The organism is Desulfovibrio legallii (genome assembly GCF_004309735.1).
Lineage (GTDB): Bacteria > Desulfobacterota > Desulfovibrionia > Desulfovibrionales > Desulfovibrionaceae > Desulfovibrio > Desulfovibrio legallii.
Genome location: NZ_SIXC01000004.1, coordinates 83,339 through 101,660, shown reverse-complemented (window position 1 = coordinate 101,660; position 18,322 = coordinate 83,339). Strand labels below are relative to the sequence as shown.

Genomic DNA, 18,322 nt, shown 5'->3' with positions numbered 1-18,322 from the left:
ATTCCTCCCCTTACATCATTCCGGCCCTTACGTCATTCCGGCCCTTGCGTCCCTTGGCGTGGGCCTTGCCTCCAGCCCCCACAGCCCAGCACAATAGCAATCTATTGAGCAAAGCCCCCTTGGACCGCCGAGCTTGCGAGGCGGGGGCTGGTGTCGTAAGGCTTGAAAAAAATAAGAGTTTTTTGATTCCGACAAGGAAACGGCGATTTTTTGCGCGCAGCGGACTCAAGTCCGTGAGCAGCAAAAAATCGCCGTTGACGCCGTCGGCGCAAAAAAGACTGTTTTTGCCCAAGCGGTACGGCATTCTCCATTCCGGGGCTTCCCGCAGACCGGCCCCTGCCGACGGCCCCGCCCCCTTCCTGCTTGCGCTATTCCTACCTTTGCGTCCCTAACCCTCTCCCCGGTCCAGAACCCGCAGGGACACGGCCTCGGCCAGATGCTCCGCAGCTATGCGCTCCGCGCCCTCCAGATCGGCAATGGTCCGAGCCATGCGCAGCACCCGCGCGCAGGCCCTGGCCGAAAGCGCCAGGCGATCCACCGCACCCGCCATAAGCGCGTGCCCCGTGGCGTCCAAAGCGCAGTGCCGCTCCAGCAACCGGCCGCTGAGCTCGGCATTGCAGCGCGGCCCCTGAGGCCCATAGCGCTCGTGCTGCCGCTGCCGCGCGGCCAACACGCGCCGCCGCATGCCCGCAGAGTCCGCCCCGGCGCTGCCCGTATCGCGAAAATCCGCGTAGGCCACGGCAGGCGCTTCCACATGCACGTCAATGCGGTCCAGCAAGGGGCCCGAAAGCCGCGCACGGTAGCGGGCCCGCTGGTCCGGACGGCAGGTGCACTGGTGCGTGGGGTCGCCGTAATAACCGCAAGGACAAGGGTTCATGGCTGCCACCAACATGCAGGCCGCGGGAAAAACCACCCGGTGGCTGGCGCGGGCAATGGCCGCCGTGCCGTTTTCCAGGGGCTGACGCAGAGCTTCCAGGGCGGTTTTATGAAATTCCGGCAGCTCGTCCAGAAAAAGCACGCCCCGATGAGCCAGGCTGACTTCGCCGGGCCGGGGCACGCTGCCGCCGCCCACCAGGGCCACGTCTGAGATCGTATGGTGCGGCGCGCGGAAGGGACGCTGACGCACCAGCCCGGCGTCCGGGGGCAGCAAGCCGGCCACGCTGTAAATTTTGGTCACTTCCAGGGCTTCTTCAAAGCTCAGGGGCGGCAGAATGGTGGGCAGGCGCTGGGCCAGCATGGTCTTGCCGCTGCCGGGCGGCCCCAGCAGCAGCACGTTGTGCCCACCGGCGGCGGCCACTTCCAGGGCCCGTTTGGCGGCCTCCTGACCCTTGACTTCGGCGTAGTCCCAGCCGCAGACCGGCGGAGGCAGGTCGTCGGGGGGCTGGGGCAAGGGCTCCAGACTTTCGGCCCCGGCCAGAAAAGCGGCGCACTGGGCCAGATCGCGTGGGGCAAAGACGTTCAGCCCGCGCACCACGGCGGCCTCCGCGCCATTGCCCGGCGGGACCAGCATACCGCGCGCCTTGCGGGTACGGGCCAGCAGCGCCAGAGGCAAGATGCCGCTCACGGGGCGGATTTGTCCGGAAAGGGAAAGCTCCCCGGCCAAATACAGGCCGTTGAGGCGCTCTGCCGGCAGCAGGCCCGCAGCGGCCAGCAGCCCCACGGCCAGGGGCAGGTCATAACTTGCGCCGTTTTTGCGCCGCCAGGCCGGGGCCAGATTGACGGTGATGCGGGCCGGCGGCAGGCGAAAGCCCGAAGCGCGCAAGGCCGCAAATACACGGTCCTTGGCTTCGCGCACGGCGGCTTCGGCCAGGCCCACCATGGTAAAGCCCGGCAGCCCCTGGCGCACGCAGTCCACTTCCAGCTCCACGGGATAGGCGTCCACGCCCTCCACGCCGCCGCTCAGCAGCCGGACCACCATGCCCTTTGCCCCTTTTTATTGAATTTTCTGTCCCAACCGGCTCCAGCGGATGTCGTCCAGTCCAGCCCAGGACCAATAGATGCGCCAGGCCTTGGCCCGGATGGCGGTACGGTCCACAAAACCCCAGAAGCGGGAATCCAGCGAATTGTCGCGGTTGTCGCCCATGACAAAAAACTTGTCCGGCGGCACGGTCACAGGGCCGAAGTTATCGCGCACGGGCTCCACAATGCCCGGCTGGGTAAAGCGGACATAGCTTTCCCGCACGGGCTGGCCGTTGCGATAGAGCTGCTTGTCGCGCACTTCAATGACGTCGCCGGGCGTGCCGATAATGCGCTTGATGTAGTCCACGCTGGGGTTGTTGGGATATTCAAAAATAATGATGTCGCCCTTTTGCGGATCGTCCCCCCGCCACAGGTAGGTGTGGGTAAAGGGAACTTTAACGCCGTAGGCGAACTTGCTGGCCAGCAGATGGTCGCCCACCAGCAGGGTTTGCAACATGGATTCGGAAGGAATCTTGAAAGCCTGCACCACAAAGGTGCGGATGAACAAGGCCAGGACCAGGGCCACCAGAAGGGCCTCGCCGTACTCGCGCCACAGGGGCTTTTTGTAACGCGCGGACGACTGCAACAGCGTAGCCATGCGGGTTCCTCTTGATTAATTTTTTTGTGGCGGCAGGGGAACTTTTGTTCGCACAAGTTTCCTTCCGCCACCCCCAACCTTTCAGAAATTTTATTTTTCTCAGGGGACGCGCCAGGCGTGCCCACGTCAGGTCGGGGCAGGCGCGCCCCAACGACCAGAGCGCGCCGCCACACCTTACTATGCCCGCAGGCGCGGGCAAAGGCAAGGAGCGCTAGCCAAGCCGCAGGGCGAAGTTGATTACAAAGCACAGGGCAATGATCAGCATGACCAGGTTCACGTCTTTAAAGCGCCCGGCCAGCAGTTTGACGCCCACCCAGCTCACAAAACCGAAGCCGAAGCCCGTGGCGATGTTGAAGGTAAGCGGCATGCTCAGGATGGTGAGAAAAGCGGGCAGGGCCACGGTAAAGTCGTCAAAGCGGATGCGCCCCACCTCCTGCATCATGAGCGCGCCCACGATGATCAGCACCGGCGCCGTGGCGTAGGCGGGCACCAGACCCACCAGAGGCGTAAAGAACAAAGCCAGAAAGAACAGCGCGGCAATGGTCACGGCCGTGAGCCCGGTGCGGCCGCCTTCGGCCACGCCGGCGGCGCTTTCCAGATAACTGGTGGCGGTGGTGGCGCCCATGACGGCGCTGGTCATGGTGGCCACGGAATCGGTAATGAGCGCCCTGTCCAGATTTTCAATATGGCCGTCCTCACGCACAAAGCCCGCTTTTTGCGCCAGGCCGATGAGCACGCCCATGTTGTCGAAAAGATCTACCATGGTCAGGGTAAAAATGATGGAAATGAGCCCGTGGTGCAGCGCTCCCTTGAGGTCCATCTGCAAAAAAGTTTCCGTAGGCAGGGGCAGGCTGAAGGAAAACACTTGCCCTTCGGGCAGTTGGGTCACACCCAGGGCAATGCCCGCAAGGGTCACAACCAGAATGCCGATGATCATGGCGCCGGGCACGTTGAGCGCCAGTAGCCCGCCGATAAGGAATATCCCTGCTACCGAGAGCAGCGTGGCGGGCTGGGCCAGATTGCCCAGGGTCACAAAGGTGGAGGGGCTGTTCACCACGATGCCGCAGCTCTTCATGCCGATAAAGGCGATAAAGGCTCCGATGCCGACCACAATGGCGTATTTGAGATCCATGGGCACGGCGTCAATGATCATCTGACGCACGCGGGTCACGGTCAGAAGCAGAAAGACCACGCCGGAAATGAATACCGCGCCCAGGCCCGTCTGCCAGGTGTAGCCCGCCGGGCCGCAGACGTAGTAGGCAAAAAAGGCGGTAATGCCCAGACCCGGCGCCACCCCCACAGGAAAGCGCGCCCACAGGCCCATGATCAGCGTGGCAATAACGGTCACCCAGATGGTGGCGGCCACGGCCCCATCTCTGGGCATGCCCGCGTCGGCCAGCATGTTGGGCACCACAAAAATGAGGTAGCACATGGCCATAAAGCTGGTCAGCCCTGCCAGCAGCTCCCGCCGTACTGTGCTGCCCTTGGCCGCTGGCCGGAAAATGGTTTCCAGAAGGCTCATGCCGTTTCCTCCGTTCGGATGTGGATTATGGCCCCACACGCAAGGGCGAACTTAGCCCAGAAAGGCGCGGATGCCCGTAAAAATTACCTGGGCGGCAATGGCCGCCAGCAGCAGGCCCGTAAGTTTGGAAAGCACGGCAATGCCCGTGCGGTGCAGGGCGCGCACCACCGTATCGGCCATGCGCAGCAGCACAAACATGCCCAAGGCGGCCAGAAGCAAGGAGAGCACCCCTACCAGGGTCTGCTCCAGCCCCTTGGCCGAAGCGCCCATAACCATGACCGCACCGATGGAGGCCGGGCCCATGCCCAGGGGAATGGCCAGGGGCACCACGCTGATGTCGCCGTCCTTGCCTGCGGTCACTTCCTTGCCGTCATCGTTCATAAGGGAAACGGCGGTAAGAAAAAGCAGCACGCCCGCGCCAATGCGAAAGGCGTCCAGGGTAAAGCCGAAAAGCGCAAACAGGTGCGGCCCGAACAGAAAAAGCGTCACGCCGATACAGAAGATGGCCGTGGAGGTTTTGGCGGCCACGGCGGCCTTTTGCCTGCGATCAAAGGTGCGGGTGCCGCTGATAAAGGCGCTCAAAACCGCCGGCGGCGTCATGAGCGCGTAAATTTTGATGCTGGTGCCCACCACGTCGGCCACGATGTCCATAAAACGTCCTCACGGAGCACGGGGCCTTGCTGCCCCCCGGAGCAGATTACCCTTGAGAATACATATTCTCAAAGTTTACAGCACGCTTGTCCCGGCGTTTAAGCACGCAAATAACGTGCGCTTGCGCCTCCACGGCGGGCGTCTGCTTACGCAACCGCCAGGGCATTGCAACGTTGCAACGCCCTGAAGCGGGGGCGGCATTGGCAGCGTTGGTTTGTGCAGTGCGCGCGCAGTCCTCTACGCCAATTTGCCTGCCTGAAAGGCAGGCAGTATGCCAGTGTGCGGGGCGGCTGTCCAGAATAGCCGGTTGGGGGGCGTGCGGAAAAATCGCCGGGTATCTTTTCACTGAAGGCGCACTACTTTTTTTCCTGCATAGCTTCAGGCCAGCGCGCGGCGGCCATTTCGCGCAGCTTGTACTTCTGGATTTTGCCGCTGGCAGTGAGTGGAAAACCGGTAATTATTTCTACATATTTGGGGATCTTGAACCAGGCGATTTTGCCGCGGCAGAAATCACGCACATCTTCGGGGCGGATGTCCACGCCGGGACGGGGGATGACAAACGCGCCCACTTCTTCGCCGTATTTACGGCTGGGCACGGCCACCACCTGCACGTCCAGCACGCCGGGCATGCTCAGGAGGTATTCTTCCACCTCGCGCGGGTAGACGTTTTCGCCGCCGCGGATGATCATATCCTTGATGCGGCCCGTGACGCGCAGATAACCGTTTTCGTCCATGACGCCCAAATCGCCGGAGTGCAGCCAGCCTTCTGGGCTGATGGCGGCGGCCGTGGCTTCGGGCATATTGTAGTAGCCCTTCATGACATTGTAGCCGCGACAAAGGATTTCGCCCACCTGGCCGCGGGGCAGTTCCTCGCAGGTTTGCGGGTCGCCCACGCGCACCTCAATGCCGGGCATGGCGCAGCCCACGGTTTCACAGCGCAGGGGCAGGGGGTCGTGGATGTCCGATTGCGTCATGACCGGCGAGCCTTCCGTAAGGCCGTAGCAGATGGTGATCTCTTTCATATTCATGTCCTCCACCACGCGGCGCATGAGAGGTTCCGGGCAGACGGATCCGGCCATGATGCCTGTGCGCAGGTGAGAGACGTCAAAACGCTTGAAGAGCTTGTGTTCCAGTTCGGCCAGAAACATGGTGGGTACGCCATAGAGGGCCGTACAGTGTTCGCTGTCCACAGCGGCCAGCACCTTGAGCGCATTGAAGGATTCCAGGATGACCATGGTGGCCCCGTGGTTGACGCAGGCCGAAACGCCCAGCACGCAGCCAAAGCAGTGGAACAGGGGCACGGGCAGGCAGACGCGGTCGTTGGGGCCGAAATTCTGGTGTTTGCCTATCCAGTAGCCGTTGAGGCCCACGCCCACATGCGTGAGCATGACCCCGCGCGGAAAACCCGTGGTGCCTGAAGTGTACTGCATGTTGATGGCGTCCCAGGGGTCCAGGGAGGCCTGACGGGCCAGATAGTCCGCGTCGTCCACCATATCGGCCAGCGCCAGAACCTCAGGCACGGAATACATGCCCCGGTGCTTTTCAGCACCCAGAAAAAAAACCCGCTTGAGGTGCGGCAGATTTTTGCAGACAAAAGAATCGTGGGACTGAAAGCGCAGCTCCGGGGCAATGCGGTAGAAGGTTTCCAGATAGTCGTGGTCGCGCAGGCTATCAATAAGAAAGACGTTCTCGCATTCGGACTGGGTAAGCAGATAGCGCAGCTCGTGCTCGCGGTAGTTGGTGTTCACTGTAATGAGCACAGCCCCGATCTTGGCTGTGGCAAACTGCAGGGCCACCCAGTAGGGCACATTGGTGGCCCACACCGCCACCTTTTCGCCCTTTTCCACGCCCAGGGCCATGAGCCCCTTGGCAAAACGGTCCACCATTTCCCCGAATTCACGCCAGGTCTGGCGGTAGCTGCGGTCCGCATAGACAACGGCCTCATTGTCCGGATACCGCGCCACCGTGTGGTCCAGAATCTGCCCCAGGGTCCACTCGCGCAGCTCAAACTGCGCCTGGCGCTCACGCACTTTTTCGTCCATGCTTTCCTCCTGAGGCATCCTTGTGGGGGATCAGTAAATCGAGTTTACGCCGCTGCCGTTGCGCGGGGCAAAGGCCCCGGAATGGCGTTGTCTAGAGCAGTTAGCGAATGAAATGAGCTAACTGTTCGGCAAGAATTTTCTTGAAAATCCTTGCCACGAAATGCGAGAAGGCAGGCTCTTGCCTGTCGTAAGCGAGCATTTCAAGTGTTAAATGCTCTAGGGATTGTAGGTGACGGCCAGAATCTCCACTGGCTCGTCGCCGGCCGCGCCCACATAGTGGGGCACAATGGAATTGTAGTAGATGGTTTCGCCGGGCTTGAGCATATGGGCTTCGCGTCCGTACACCACCAGAAGCTGACCCTTGAGCACCAGAATAAATTCCTCGCCTTCGTGCGAGGTCGTCTTGCGCTCACCGCCGTCCGGAAAAATACGGATGTGGAAGGGCTCCATATTACGGTCGTTCTTGCCCTTGCCCAAGGCGTGATAGACATAACTGGGCCGGGGAATGCGCCCGGTATGCAGGGCCTCATCGGCCTCGCCTTCATTCTGGATGCTGCTCACAATGGGGTCGCGGCTGAACTGGTCGTCCAAAAAGGTGCCCAGACGCACGCCCAGAGCACGAGCCACCTTTTGCAGGGGACCGATACAAGGGTAGATGGCATTGTTTTCCAGCTTTTCCAGATACGCTTCGGCCAAGCCCGTATGCTGGGCCAGGGTGGGCAGGTCCATCTCGCGTTCTTCACGAAAAACCCTGATGCGGGAACCGATGGTGTGGGGGGACATGCAGACCTCCTGCGGCGTTGGCTGTAGTTGCGACGGGCGCGCGGGGCGCGCGGGGCGGGAAAAAAGATGAAGAAAGGGGGGTATGCCAAGAGGCGCGCCGGTGGCGCGCCTCTTGGATATGTTCTGCACCGGTGGCACGCCGGTGGCGCGCCGCTGCGGTCTAGCTGTTGTTTTCGCTTTCTTCAAACTTCTGCTTGAGCAGATCGCCCAGGCTCTGGCCCGCTTCCTGCGGTCCGGAATGGAATTCCTTGGGCTTGCGACGGTCGTCCTCGTCCTTGATCTGCTTAATGGAAAGCCCCAGGCGGCGCTCTTCGGCGCTCACATGGATGACCTTGGCCTGAATTTCCTGGCCTTCCTTGTACATTTCAGCAGGCGACTTGACTTTTTTGCTGGAAAGCTCGGAAACGTGCACCAAGCCTTCAATGCCTTCTTCAACCTCCACAAACAGGCCGAAGTCGGTGATGTTGGTCACAATGCCCTTGACCGTGCAGCCCACAGGGTAGGTGTTGGGCACATGGCCCCAGGGGTCGTCCACCAGCTGCTTGACGCCCAGGGTGAACTTTTCGTTTTCCTGATCCACGGTCAGCACCTTGGCCTGCACGGTGTCGCCCACCTTGTACAGCTCGTTGGGGTGGCGCACCTTTTTGGTCCAGGAAATGTCGGAAACGTGGATGAGGCCGTCGATGCCGTCCTCAATGCCGATGAACATGCCGAATTCGGTAATGTTCTTGATGACGCCCTCAAGGATGGTGCCTTCGGGGTACTTTTCGGCCACCAGTTCCCAGGGGTTGGGCCGCACCTGCTTCATGCCGAGGCTGATGCGTTTTTTGTCGCCGTCCACGCCCAGAATGACCACGTCCACCTCGTCGCCGGTGTGGACCATCTGGGAAGGATGACGCAGCTTGCGCGTCCAGGACATTTCAGAGATGTGCACCAGGCCTTCCACGCCGGGCTCCAGTTCCACAAAAGCGCCGTAGTCCACCAGATTGGTGACCTTGCCGGTGCATTTGGCCCCTTCGGGGAAGCGGGCGGAGATGTCCTGCCACGGATCGGGCACCAGCTGTTTGAGGCCCAGAGAAACTTTGTTGGTTTCACGGTCAAAGGAAAGCACCTTGAGGGTCAGATCCTGACCGATGGTGATCATTTCCTTGGGATGGCGGATGCGCTTCCAGCTCATGTCCGTGATGTGCAGCAGGCCGTCCAGACCGCCCAGGTCCACAAACACGCCATATTCGGTGATGTTTTTGGCCTTGCCCTGCACAATCTGGCCTTCGGCCAGGGTGCGCAGCAGCTCCTGCCGCTTGGAGTCGCGCTCTTCCTCAAGCAGCACGCGCCGCGAAACAATGACGTTGCTGCGGCGACGGTTGATCTTGAGCACGCGGAACTCGAACTCCTGGTTGACCAGGGCGTCCATATCGGGCACCGGGCGCAGGTCCACATGCGAACCGGGCAAAAACGCCTCCACCCCGCCGATATCCACCGTGTAGCCGCCCTTGATGCGGCGCACAATGTGGCCTTTGATGACCTTGTTGGTCTCCTGCACGGCCTCGAGCTGGTCAAAGACCTGCATGCGCTTGGCCTTCTCAAAGGAAAGGGTGATGGTGCCGTCGTTTTCGTTCTTGCGAACCACATAGACGTCCACCTTGTCGCCCACCTTGACGGTCATGTTGCCGGCGGGATCGCGGAACTCTGCCGCGGGGATCTGCCCCTCGGACTTGAAGTTCACGTCCACCAGCACCGTGTCGTCGTCCACGCGGACAATCTCGCCCTTGGTGATGGAGCCTTCCTCAAGGTCGCCAAAATCGGGATTGAGATAGTTTTCAAGGGCGCTTTCGAAATTGATTTCGCTGTCGTGCCCGGTTTCCAAACCTGCCATATGTCCAGCCTCCAAACATGATTTCCCCCAACCAGGGAGGTTGACTTAGTAGCAGGATTTTACCAAAAGAACAAGGGAAAATCCGCGCAAATGGGCACAGGAAGCCAAAAAAACGGCTCCAGCGCAGGCCGCCGGCCTTGACTTTTGCCCCGGCCTAGTATCCTCTGCGGTAAGAACAGTCACGCCTGTAGTGCCCGGAAGGCTGCCGCCCGCGGCCGTCCGTCAGGCGGGCGCGGGCGCGTTTATGCGGCGCCATGCGCCCCGGCATTGCGCCGTCCTTGCTGAAATGTTTCGGCAAAGACGGTCTGTTTTGCGCTGCGGGGAATTCCGTGCAAATCGGAAACAGTCGCGCTGCGGTAAGAGGGTACAAGGCTTCTTCGCGTCCGTCGGGCAGCCCGGCAGGCGCGCGACAGCCAGTCGCGCAAGCGGTGAAGGCGAAGCCGAGGCCAACCCCTCAAGTCCGAATACCCGCTGGGCGTTTATGCCCTTTTTCAACCTGTCAACGCGCCATTGAGGAGGTTGCCATGCCGCGTTTTTCGCCCTTTGCGGGCTCCCGTCTGTTCCTGCTTCTGCTCCTGCTCCTTGCGGCCCTGGCCGCGCCCGCCGCGCCCCACGCCGCCGACGCGCCCCAGCAGGGCGTTCTGCTGGTGGCCTTCGGCACCAGCGTGCCCGAAGCCCTGCCCGCCATGCAGGCCGTGGACCAGGAGTTTAAACAGGCCTTCCCCGGCCAGCCTGTGGTCTGGGCCTATACCTCGCAGATCATCCGCAAAAAAATCGCCGCTCAGGGCCGCCCTGTGGGCGGCATCAGCGACGGCCTCGCCAAACTCGCCAAAGACGGCGTAAAAGTAGTGCGCGTGCAGTCCCTGCACGTCATGGCCGGCGAAGAATTTTCCGCTCTGGAACGCGCCGTGCTCATTGACCTGCAAAAAAATCCCGGCCGTTTTGAGGCCGTCTATCTGGGCCGCCCCATGCTTGAATCTGAAGCCGACGCCCAGGCCTTGGCCTCCGCCATTCTTGAGGACACCAAGGCCCTGCGCGGCAAAAACGCCGCCCTTGTCCTCATGGGGCACGGCCAGGAACACGGCCGCGCCGGCCTGACCTTTGAAGGCGTGCGCGCCCTGTTCCACAACCAGGACAAACATGTTTTCATGGCCACAGTAGAAGGCGAACGCAGCTTCGACGACCTGCTCAAAGAACTTAAGGCCGCCAAGGTCAAGTCTGTGGTCATCGCGCCGCTCATGCTGGTGGCCGGCGACCATGCCCGCAACGACCTGGCCGGAGACGAAGCCGATTCCTGGGCCTCTCAGCTCAAGGCCGCGGGCTTCAAGGTGACCGCCAACCTTAAGGGTCTGGGCCAGGTGCCCGGCGCCCGCGCCCTGCTGGTGCAGCACGCCAAAAGCGCCTCCGACGACCTGACCAAGGAACCCAGAAAGCAGTAACAAATCCTTTCTGCACCCTGCAAAAACTTTCTCCCGCCTTGCGGCAGGGGAAAGTTTTTGTGAGGAAGGACGTGCGGGGGAGGGGACGCTTTTTAGTAAAAAAGTCCCCTCCCCCGCAAAGTATTCGCCCTATGCCCGCCGCCGCAGCAGCGCGCCAAACATGCCTTCCAGCCAAGGATGGTCGTGAGGGGTCTGCCAGCGCTGTTCCAGGCGCAGGTCGGGATGTTGCCGCAACAGGCCTGCCACGACCCCCTCGTTTTCGTCGGGGTTGAGGGTGCAGGTGATGTAGGCCAGGCAGCGGCCAGGCTCCAGCAAGGCAGCTGCCCGCTCCAGTAACCGGCCTTGCAGGGCGGTCAGCGCCGCCAGGCGCTCCGGCCCCCGACGCCGGATGTCCGGCCGACGGGCCAGCACGCCCAGGCCGGAACAGGGCGCGTCCAGCAGCACAGAGCCGGGCCAGCGGGCCAGGGGCGGACGCGCGGCGTCCGCTAGGCACACGGGCGGCAGGCACACGGACGGCAGGTGCAGACCCAGACGAGCGCAGTGCCCCGGCAGGGCCCGCAGTCGCCCGAAGCTGCTGTCCGTACAAAGGCCCACGGCCACGCCGCGCTCCAGCAAAGCCGCAGTTTTGCCGCCGTAGCCCGCGCACATGTCCCACACCGGGCCCTCCAGCGCGTACAGGTCCAAGGCCGCAAGGACGCGCTGCGACCCTGCGGACTGAAACGAAAGCGCCCCCTGGGCCTGCCAGTGGGCTAACGGCCGATCCATCACGCTTTCCGGCAGCTCCCCCGGCCCCAAGGCCACGCCCCAATCGCCCACGGCCGCCGCGCCGGGCAGGGCGCGCAAGGCCGTCAGCAAGGCGGCGCCTTCAGGGCGGCGGGCATTGACCCGCAGTCCACTCCAGGGGCGGCCGCAGGAACGCCGCAACAACAGGGCCGCGTCCGCTTCGCCATAGGCCCGCGCCCAGAGCCGGGCCAGCCAGTCCGGAGCCGCGCAGAACAGGGCCAGCGCGCCCAGCGGGTCCGCCGCCCCCTGACGGTAAAAATCCTCATGGCGCGGGGCTTCTCCCAAGCGCTGCACGGAACGCAACGCGCCGTTGGTCAGACCGGCCAGCCGTGGTCCGTACAGGGTCCGCGCCTGTTCCACGGCCTCGTGCAGCACGGCGTGGGGGGGCGTTCTGTCCTGCAGCAGCAGTCCATAGACCCCCAAAGCCAAAATGTGCCGCAAGGGGCGCGGCAGACCTCCTGGCCTGGGCAATACCCGTCCCAGCACATAATCAATGCGGATTTCCGCCCGCAGACAGCCGTAAGCCAGTTCTGCGCACAAATGCCGGTCCCGCGCCGCCAAAGCCGTGCCAAAGGCTGCACTGCCAACCTGTCCCGCAGGGGCGTGCGGGGCCGCACCTAAGGCCATATCCAGGGCCGCCTGCACGGGCATACCCGCGTCCGTCAGCAGCAAAGTCCGCAAAGCCGCATTGCGGGCCGTAACCCGCAACTTGCCGAACCCTTTTGGAAAACCCATTATTTGCTCCCCGGCGCGCTGCTTGCCGCCGCCACAGACCCGGCAACCATCCGGCCCGGCGCAGGGCCCAGCCCCAGAAACAGCCTGATGGCGGCCTCAATGGCGTCCAGCGGCGCCAAAGTGTCCAGGCAGGGGCCGTGGGGCCGCTCGTTAAGCACGCCAAACACAGGGACAGGGTAACTGTCCTGAATGCCGGAGGTCAGGTCGCGTTCGCAGGCCACGGCAATAATGCAGCGCGGCCGGGCCTGGACCACGATGCGCCGGGCAATGGTGCCGCCCGTGGCAATGGCTAGCCGCACCCCGTAGGCGTCGCGCAGGTCCAGCAGCGCCCCTACCGGGCAGGCCCCGCAGCGGCGGCAGTGGTCCGCATTGTGCATCAACCGGTGTGGGCAGGCGCTGCGCTGCAGGCAATGGGGCAAGAGCACCAGCAGTTGCTCCGGCCGCACCGGTTCGCGCGCCGCCAGCACCATTTCGTTGTTGACCTTGACAAACGACCGCCGCACCGCCGCCCGGTCCAGACCCACCAGCTTGGCCAGCATCTCCATGAGCGGAAAAAACAGCCGCACCGTCATGTGCCGCACGCCGCCGCCGCCCGGCAAAGGCCGCCCCGTATAGATATGAAAAACCAGGCTCAGGCACAGCCCCAAAACCGCCAGCATGGCCGCCGCCGCCACGCTGACGCTCACTGCCGGCAGCCAGTGCCGCACCCCCAGAAACCCCGTCCAGGGCAAAATCAAAAACACTGCCAGCGCCAGGCACAGCAACAGACACGAACCCAGCATGAGCCCGATGAAGACCCGCTTGCGCGCGCCGCCGTACTGCGCCGGCGGCAAGGAATACGGAGACTTGCGCAGAAACGCCATAGACCCTCATCCAGCGCGGGAAAAAGAGGCTGCGAGAGCGCTCGCTGGAAAAACGCGAACCTCGCCTACGCCCCACCCCGCAAAAAATTTTCTCTTTCCAGAAAAATCCGCTGACGTACCCTGTACAGAAGAAAAAATGCCCCACATTGCCGCCACGCGCCCGAAAGCGGAATGCCGGAGCCGCGCCTCCCGGCACAGCCGGAGGCAGATTTTTTATTCCCCCTGTTCCACCAGGCCGCAGGGTCCGGGCCGCAGGCCGCGCAACGCGCCATTGACAAAGTCGCGGGCGGACATGGTCTTGCGGCCCTGGGGACGCAGCGCGCCCAGGGCGTACCAACGGTCGGCGCAGGCCACGCGCAGCGTGTCATCCGCATGGTCGAGCGTGCCGGGGCTGACGCCGGGGCAGGGCTCGGCCAACCTGCCCGGAGCCAGAGTGCAGGGAAAAGTTTTGTCCTGACCGCTGAAGTGCAGGACTACGCGCGCGCCGGGCCAGGGCGTGACCCCGCGGATATGGGCGTGCACCTGCACCGCCGGGCGGTTCCAGGTAATGACGGAATCCTGTTTGCCCATTTTGGCGGCGTAGGTGACGCGGCCGGCATCCTGATCCTCCGCTGTGGCGCGGCCTTCCAGCAGGGCGTCCAGCACCTGGGGCAGGAGGTCTGCGCCCAGTTGGGCCAAGGCGTCGTGTAGGCTGCCTGCAGTGTGGTCATTGAGGGGCAGGGAGGCGCTGGCGTATACCGGACCGGCGTCCAGTTGGCGCACCACACGCATGATGGAAACGCCTGTGCGGGCATCGGGCTGCCAGTCCTCCATAATGGCGCGCTGGATGGGCGCTGCCCCGCGCCAGCGGGGCAAAAGGGAGGCGTGCACGTTAAGGGGGGCGAGACGGGGCAGATCCAGCACAGACTGGGGCAACAGCAGGCCGTAGGCGGCCACTACCAGCACGTCCGGGGCGTAGGCGGCCAGACGGGCCACGGCGGCGGGATCCTTAAAACTTTCCGGTTGTTCGACGGGCAGACCCAGTTCCAGGGCCGCGCTTTTGACGGGCGGCATGCTGAGCTTGTGGCCGCGCCCGGCGGGCCTGTCCGGCTGGGTGTAGACGGCGACGAGGCTGCCGCGCGGCCAGACGGCCAGACGGCGCAGGGTGGGCACGGCAAAGTCCGGCGTGCCCATGAACACTAGGCGGCAGTTTTGCGCTTGAGCCACTTTTTTACCTTGCTGTCGTAAAGGCTGCGCCGCAGGCGGCTGATTTTGTCGATAAACAGGATGCCGTCCAGGTGGTCGTATTCGTGCTGCAGCACAATGGCGGGAAAATCTTCCAGGTCTTCTTCAATGCGCTTGCCATCCAGGTCTGTGGCGGTCAGGTGCACCTTGCTCATGCGTTTGACGTCGGCCCGGTAATTCATGGGCACGGAAAGGCAGCCTTCGGCCTCGCTGCGCACTTCTTCGCCCGAAAGGGCGAGCACGGGGTTGATCAGTACGCGGGGATTTTTTTCGCCATCCTGCACGGAAGGGTCCATGACCAGCATGCGGATATTGCGGCCCACCTGCGGCGCGGCCAGACCCACGCCGGGCGCGGCGTACATGGTTTCCAGCATATCCGCCGCCAGGCGGCGGATATCCTCCGTTATTTCCTGAATGGGCGCGCAGACCTCTTTAAGGCGCGGGTCCGGGTAAGTCACAATGTCCAGTAGCATGGCAGTATCCTTGTGGCGGCACACCCGCGAGGCGGTACGGCCATTGTCCTTCCCGCCGACAGGCAGCGGAAAAGCAATGGCCGCCGTGCATAAGGATGCGTACGCATCCCGAAAGCGGGGGCCCCGGGGGACAAGCCCCCTGGCCCTTCTTGCAGCGCGTCAGCTTGGCTGCGGGGCTGGCTGCTCCGCCGGGGCAGGCTGTTCGCGCAGGCGCAACCCCAGCTCACGCAGTTGTTTGGCCGACACGGGAGAAGGCGCCTCGGTCATGAGGCAGGTGGCCTTTTGGGTTTTGGGGAAGGCAATGACGTCGCGAATGCTGCCCGCCCCTGTCAACAACATGATAAGGCGGTCAAGGCCGAAGGCAAGGCCGCCGTGGGGCGGCGCGCCCTGTTCCAGGGCCTGAATAAGAAAGCCGAACTGGGCTTCGGCCTGCGCCGCAGAAAAGCCCAGGGCGGCAAACATGCGACGCTGCACTTCGCCCGTATGGATGCGGATGGAGCCGCCGCCCACCTCGTTGCCGTTGAGCACCATATCATAGGCGCGGGCGCGGGCCTTGGCCGGATCCTCGCGCATGAGCTCCAGATGGCCGGGCGCGGGCGCGGTAAAGGGGTGGTGGCAGGCTACGTAGCGCTTTTCCTCCGCATCGTACTCAAAGAGGGGAAAATCCGTCACCCAAAGGAAATTGAAGCTGTTTTCGGGAATCAACCCCAGACGCCCGGCCAGATGCACGCGCAGATTGCCCAGGGCGGCGTTGACCATGGCCGGATCGCCGGCCTGAAAAAAGACAATGTCGCCCGCCTGCAGATCCAGAGCCTTGGCAATGCCCTGGCGTTCTTCTGCAGAAAGGAACTTGGCAATGGGCGACTGCCATTCGTCGGCCTTGATCTTGATCCAGGCCAGGCCCTGCGCGCCGTAGATCTTCACAAATTCAGTAAAGCCGTCAATTTCTTTACGGCTCAGGCTCTCGCCGCCGGGCACCTTCATGGCCTTGACCAGGGGGGCCGCCGCAAAGAGCTTGAAGCCGGAACCGTGCACAATGGCGGTCACGTCCACCAGCTCCAGCCCGAAGCGGGTGTCGGGCTTGTCCACGCCGTAGCGGCTCATGGCTTCGTCCCAGGTCAGGCGCGGGAAGGGCCGGGGAATCTCCAGGCCCATGACCTCGCGGAACACGCGTTCCATCAGGCCCTCGGCCACGGCCATGACCTGTTCTTCATCCACAAAGCTCATCTCCATGTCCACCTGGGTGAACTCCGGCTGGCGGTCGGCGCGCAGATCTTCATCACGAAAGCAGCGCACGATCTGAAAATAGCGCTCCAGACCGGCCACCATGAGCAGCTGTTTGAAAATCTGCGGCGACTGGGGCAGGGCGTAGAATTCGCCGGGATTCAGCCGGCTGGGCACCAGAAAGTCCCGCGCCCCTTCGGGCGTGGACTTGGTGAGCACAGGGGTTTCCACCTCCGTAAAGCCGTTCTCGTCCAGAAACCGCCGCACGCACTGGGCCACCCGGTGGCGCAGACGCAGGTTGGCCTGCATGCGCGGTCGGCGCAGATCCAGATAGCGCCAGGCCAGACGCAGATTTTCGCCCGCATCGCAACGGTCCTCAATGGGGAAAGGCGGCGTTTTGGAGGTATTGAGCAGCTTCCATTCGTAGACGACCACCTCGATCTGACCCGTAACCAGGTTGGGGTTGACCATGCCCTCTGGGCGGGGCCGCACCCTGCCCTTGATGGCCAGCACGTATTCCGAGCGCAGAATGTGCGCATTGGCGTGAGCCGCCGGGGCCATGTCCGGGCTGAAGACCACCTGAGTAAGACCCTCGCGGTCACGCAGGTCTACAAAAATCAGCCCGCCGTGGTCGCGCCGGTACTGCACCCAGCCCATAAGGCAGACTTCCGCCCCATCGTCGGCAATGGTCAGCTGCCCGCAGTGCTGCGTGCGCCGCCAGTCGCCCAGGTCGGTAACGTATTTACGGTGCTCCTGCTGCACATCCTGCTGCTGGCGGTCCTGCGCCGCCGCGTCCATCTGCTCAGTCATTGCTTTCGGCTCCCGCCTGCAAAAAGTCCACAAGTCCGGCCCGGACCATGCTCTGCTGCCGGCCGCTCTCCAGATGTTTAACCACCACTTCGCCGCGGGCCAGTTCGTCCGGCCCCAATATCAGACAATAGCGCGCGCCGGACTTGCCAGCCTGGCGCATAAGGCTCTTGAAGCCGCCTTCGCTGCTGTTCATAACGCCGCGCAGGCCAGCGTCCCGCAGGCCCTGAGCCAGCAGCCAGCCTTCCCGGCGGCTGAGCTCGTCCATGCAGACCAGATAAAAATCCTGAGGCGCGGCCGCGCGCCCCTCCAGCATAAGCGCCAGGCGCTCCATGCCGCAGGCAAAGCCCACGCCGGGCACGTCCGGCCCGCCCAGGCTCTTCACCAGGCCGTCGTACCGACCGCCCCCAGCCACCGCCGCCTGCGCGCCGATGCTGCCGCTCACCACCTCAAAGGTGGTACGGCAATAATAGTCCAGCCCGCGCACCAGGCGGTGGTCCAGCTCATAGGGCAGGCCCGCCGCTGTGAGCAGGTCCAGCACCGTGTCGAAGTGCGCCCGGCACTCCGGACAATTGTAGTCCAGCAAATGCGGGGCCGCGTCCGTAATGGTCCGACAGCCGGGCTGTTTGCAGTCCAGCACGCGCAGGGGGTTGGTCTCCACCCGGCGGGCGCAGTCCGGACAGAGGGCCGCCTTGTCCACCCCGGCCAGATAGGCCAGCAGCGCTTCGCGGAAGCGGGGCCGACACTGAGCGCAGCCCAAAGAATTGAGCTTCAGGGTCAGATCCCGCAGGCCCAACGCGCCCAGAAAACGCAGCAGCATGCTGATCAGCTCCGCATCCGTGTACGGACTGTGGCTGCCCAGGCACTCGCAGTTAATCTGATGAAACTGGCGCATGCGCCCCTTTTGCGGCCGTTCGTAACGGAACATGGGGCCCGTGGTGAACAGACGGCTGACGGCCTCCCTGTTGACCAGACCTGCCTCAATATAGGCTCGCATAACCCCGGCCGTAGCCTCAGGCCGCAAGGTCAGTGAACGCCCCTTCCTATCCGCAAAGGTATACATTTCTTTCTGCACCACATCGGTTTCTTCGCCGATGGAGCGCTGAAACAGCTCCGTAAACTCCACAATGGGCGTGCGTAGCTCCACAAAACCGTAGCGAAAAAACACCTCCCGCGCCGTGTTTTCCAGGCGCGTGAACGTATCGCTTTCCGGCGGAAACATATCCGCAAAACCCTTGATGCGCGTAATGCTCATACTGTCCCCTGGGGAAGGGAAGGGAGAAGTGCGGGGAAGGGACTCCTGTAAAAGGGTCTCCTCCCCCGCGCCCCCGCCTCCTGAAACT

Annotated in this window: 14 protein-coding genes and 1 riboswitch; of the genes, 1 reads left to right on the top strand and 13 read right to left on the bottom strand. The window is 63.2% G+C overall.

All coding sequences use genetic code 11. The features are described from left to right. Positions 1–388: 388 nt before the first annotated feature. The 7 genes from EB812_RS04065 to EB812_RS04035 all read right to left on the bottom strand — a co-directional run bounded on the left by EB812_RS04065 (position 389) and on the right by EB812_RS04035 (position 9,431). Positions 389–1,918 carry a YifB family Mg chelatase-like AAA ATPase gene (locus EB812_RS04065; RefSeq protein ID WP_118229356.1) on the bottom strand — a complete coding sequence of 510 codons (1,530 nt, stop codon included), beginning with the start codon at positions 1,916–1,918 and terminating at the stop codon, positions 389–391. Between the two features lie 15 nt (positions 1,919–1,933). After that, the gene (gene lepB, locus EB812_RS04060; RefSeq protein ID WP_118229355.1) at positions 1,934–2,557 is read right to left on the bottom strand and encodes a signal peptidase I; all 624 of its coding nucleotides are present in this window, start codon (positions 2,555–2,557) and stop codon (positions 1,934–1,936) included. 211 nt (positions 2,558–2,768) lie between these two features. Further along, positions 2,769–4,079 (bottom strand): NCS2 family permease, encoded by a 1,311-nt coding sequence (locus tag EB812_RS04055; protein WP_118229354.1) that lies wholly within the window; start codon positions 4,077–4,079, stop codon positions 2,769–2,771. Positions 4,080–4,130: 51 nt separating this feature from the next. Then, a complete protein-coding gene (locus tag EB812_RS04050) occupies positions 4,131–4,730 on the bottom strand; it encodes a MarC family protein (protein WP_118229353.1) in 600 nt (199 codons plus the stop codon). 356 nt (positions 4,731–5,086) lie between these two features. Further along, positions 5,087–6,772: an AMP-binding protein gene (locus tag EB812_RS04045; protein WP_118229352.1), complete on the bottom strand. Its 1,686-nt coding sequence runs from the start codon at positions 6,770–6,772 to the stop codon at positions 5,087–5,089. A gap of 216 nt (positions 6,773–6,988) precedes the next feature. Beyond that, positions 6,989–7,555 (bottom strand): helix-turn-helix domain-containing protein, encoded by a 567-nt coding sequence (locus EB812_RS04040; RefSeq protein WP_130957849.1) that lies wholly within the window; start codon positions 7,553–7,555, stop codon positions 6,989–6,991. A 160-nt stretch (positions 7,556–7,715) separates the two neighbouring features. Further along, entirely contained in the window at positions 7,716–9,431 is a 1,716-nt protein-coding gene (locus tag EB812_RS04035) for a 30S ribosomal protein S1 (RefSeq protein ID WP_118229350.1), read from the bottom strand. A 288-nt stretch (positions 9,432–9,719) separates the two neighbouring features. Further along, positions 9,720–9,921, top strand: a riboswitch (cobalamin riboswitch). A gap of 34 nt (positions 9,922–9,955) precedes the next feature. Here EB812_RS04035 and EB812_RS04030 point away from each other — a divergent pair. Continuing rightward, the gene (locus EB812_RS04030; RefSeq protein ID WP_118229349.1) at positions 9,956–10,870 is read left to right on the top strand and encodes a sirohydrochlorin cobaltochelatase; all 915 of its coding nucleotides are present in this window, start codon (positions 9,956–9,958) and stop codon (positions 10,868–10,870) included. Positions 10,871–10,999: 129 nt separating this feature from the next. Here the strand turns inward: EB812_RS04030 and EB812_RS04025 are convergent, their stop codons facing one another. The 6 genes from EB812_RS04025 to hisS form a co-directional block, all read right to left on the bottom strand. Beyond that, positions 11,000–12,388, bottom strand: a complete 1,389-nt coding sequence (locus EB812_RS04025; protein ID WP_130957848.1) for an RsmB/NOP family class I SAM-dependent RNA methyltransferase — start codon at positions 12,386–12,388, stop codon at positions 11,000–11,002. Then, positions 12,388–13,251, bottom strand: a complete 864-nt coding sequence (locus tag EB812_RS04020) for a DUF116 domain-containing protein (protein ID WP_118229347.1) — start codon at positions 13,249–13,251, stop codon at positions 12,388–12,390. Before EB812_RS04020 ends, EB812_RS04025 begins: the two co-directional genes overlap by 1 nt. Positions 13,252–13,464: 213 nt before the next feature. Next, positions 13,465–14,457: a methionyl-tRNA formyltransferase gene (fmt, locus tag EB812_RS04015; RefSeq protein ID WP_118229346.1), complete on the bottom strand. Its 993-nt coding sequence runs from the start codon at positions 14,455–14,457 to the stop codon at positions 13,465–13,467. Beyond that, positions 14,430–14,948 (bottom strand): peptide deformylase, encoded by a 519-nt coding sequence (gene def, locus EB812_RS04010; protein ID WP_118229345.1) that lies wholly within the window; start codon positions 14,946–14,948, stop codon positions 14,430–14,432. The genes fmt and def overlap by 28 nt, the downstream gene beginning before the upstream one ends. A gap of 159 nt (positions 14,949–15,107) precedes the next feature. Next, entirely contained in the window at positions 15,108–16,982 is a 1,875-nt protein-coding gene (gene aspS, locus EB812_RS04005; protein WP_242621186.1) for an aspartate--tRNA ligase, read from the bottom strand. After that, on the bottom strand, positions 16,975–18,234 hold the full coding sequence (gene hisS / locus EB812_RS04000) for a histidine--tRNA ligase (RefSeq protein WP_130957847.1): 1,260 nt from the start codon (positions 18,232–18,234) through the stop codon (positions 16,975–16,977). The genes aspS and hisS overlap by 8 nt, the downstream gene beginning before the upstream one ends. Between the last annotated feature and the right edge of the window lie 88 nt (positions 18,235–18,322).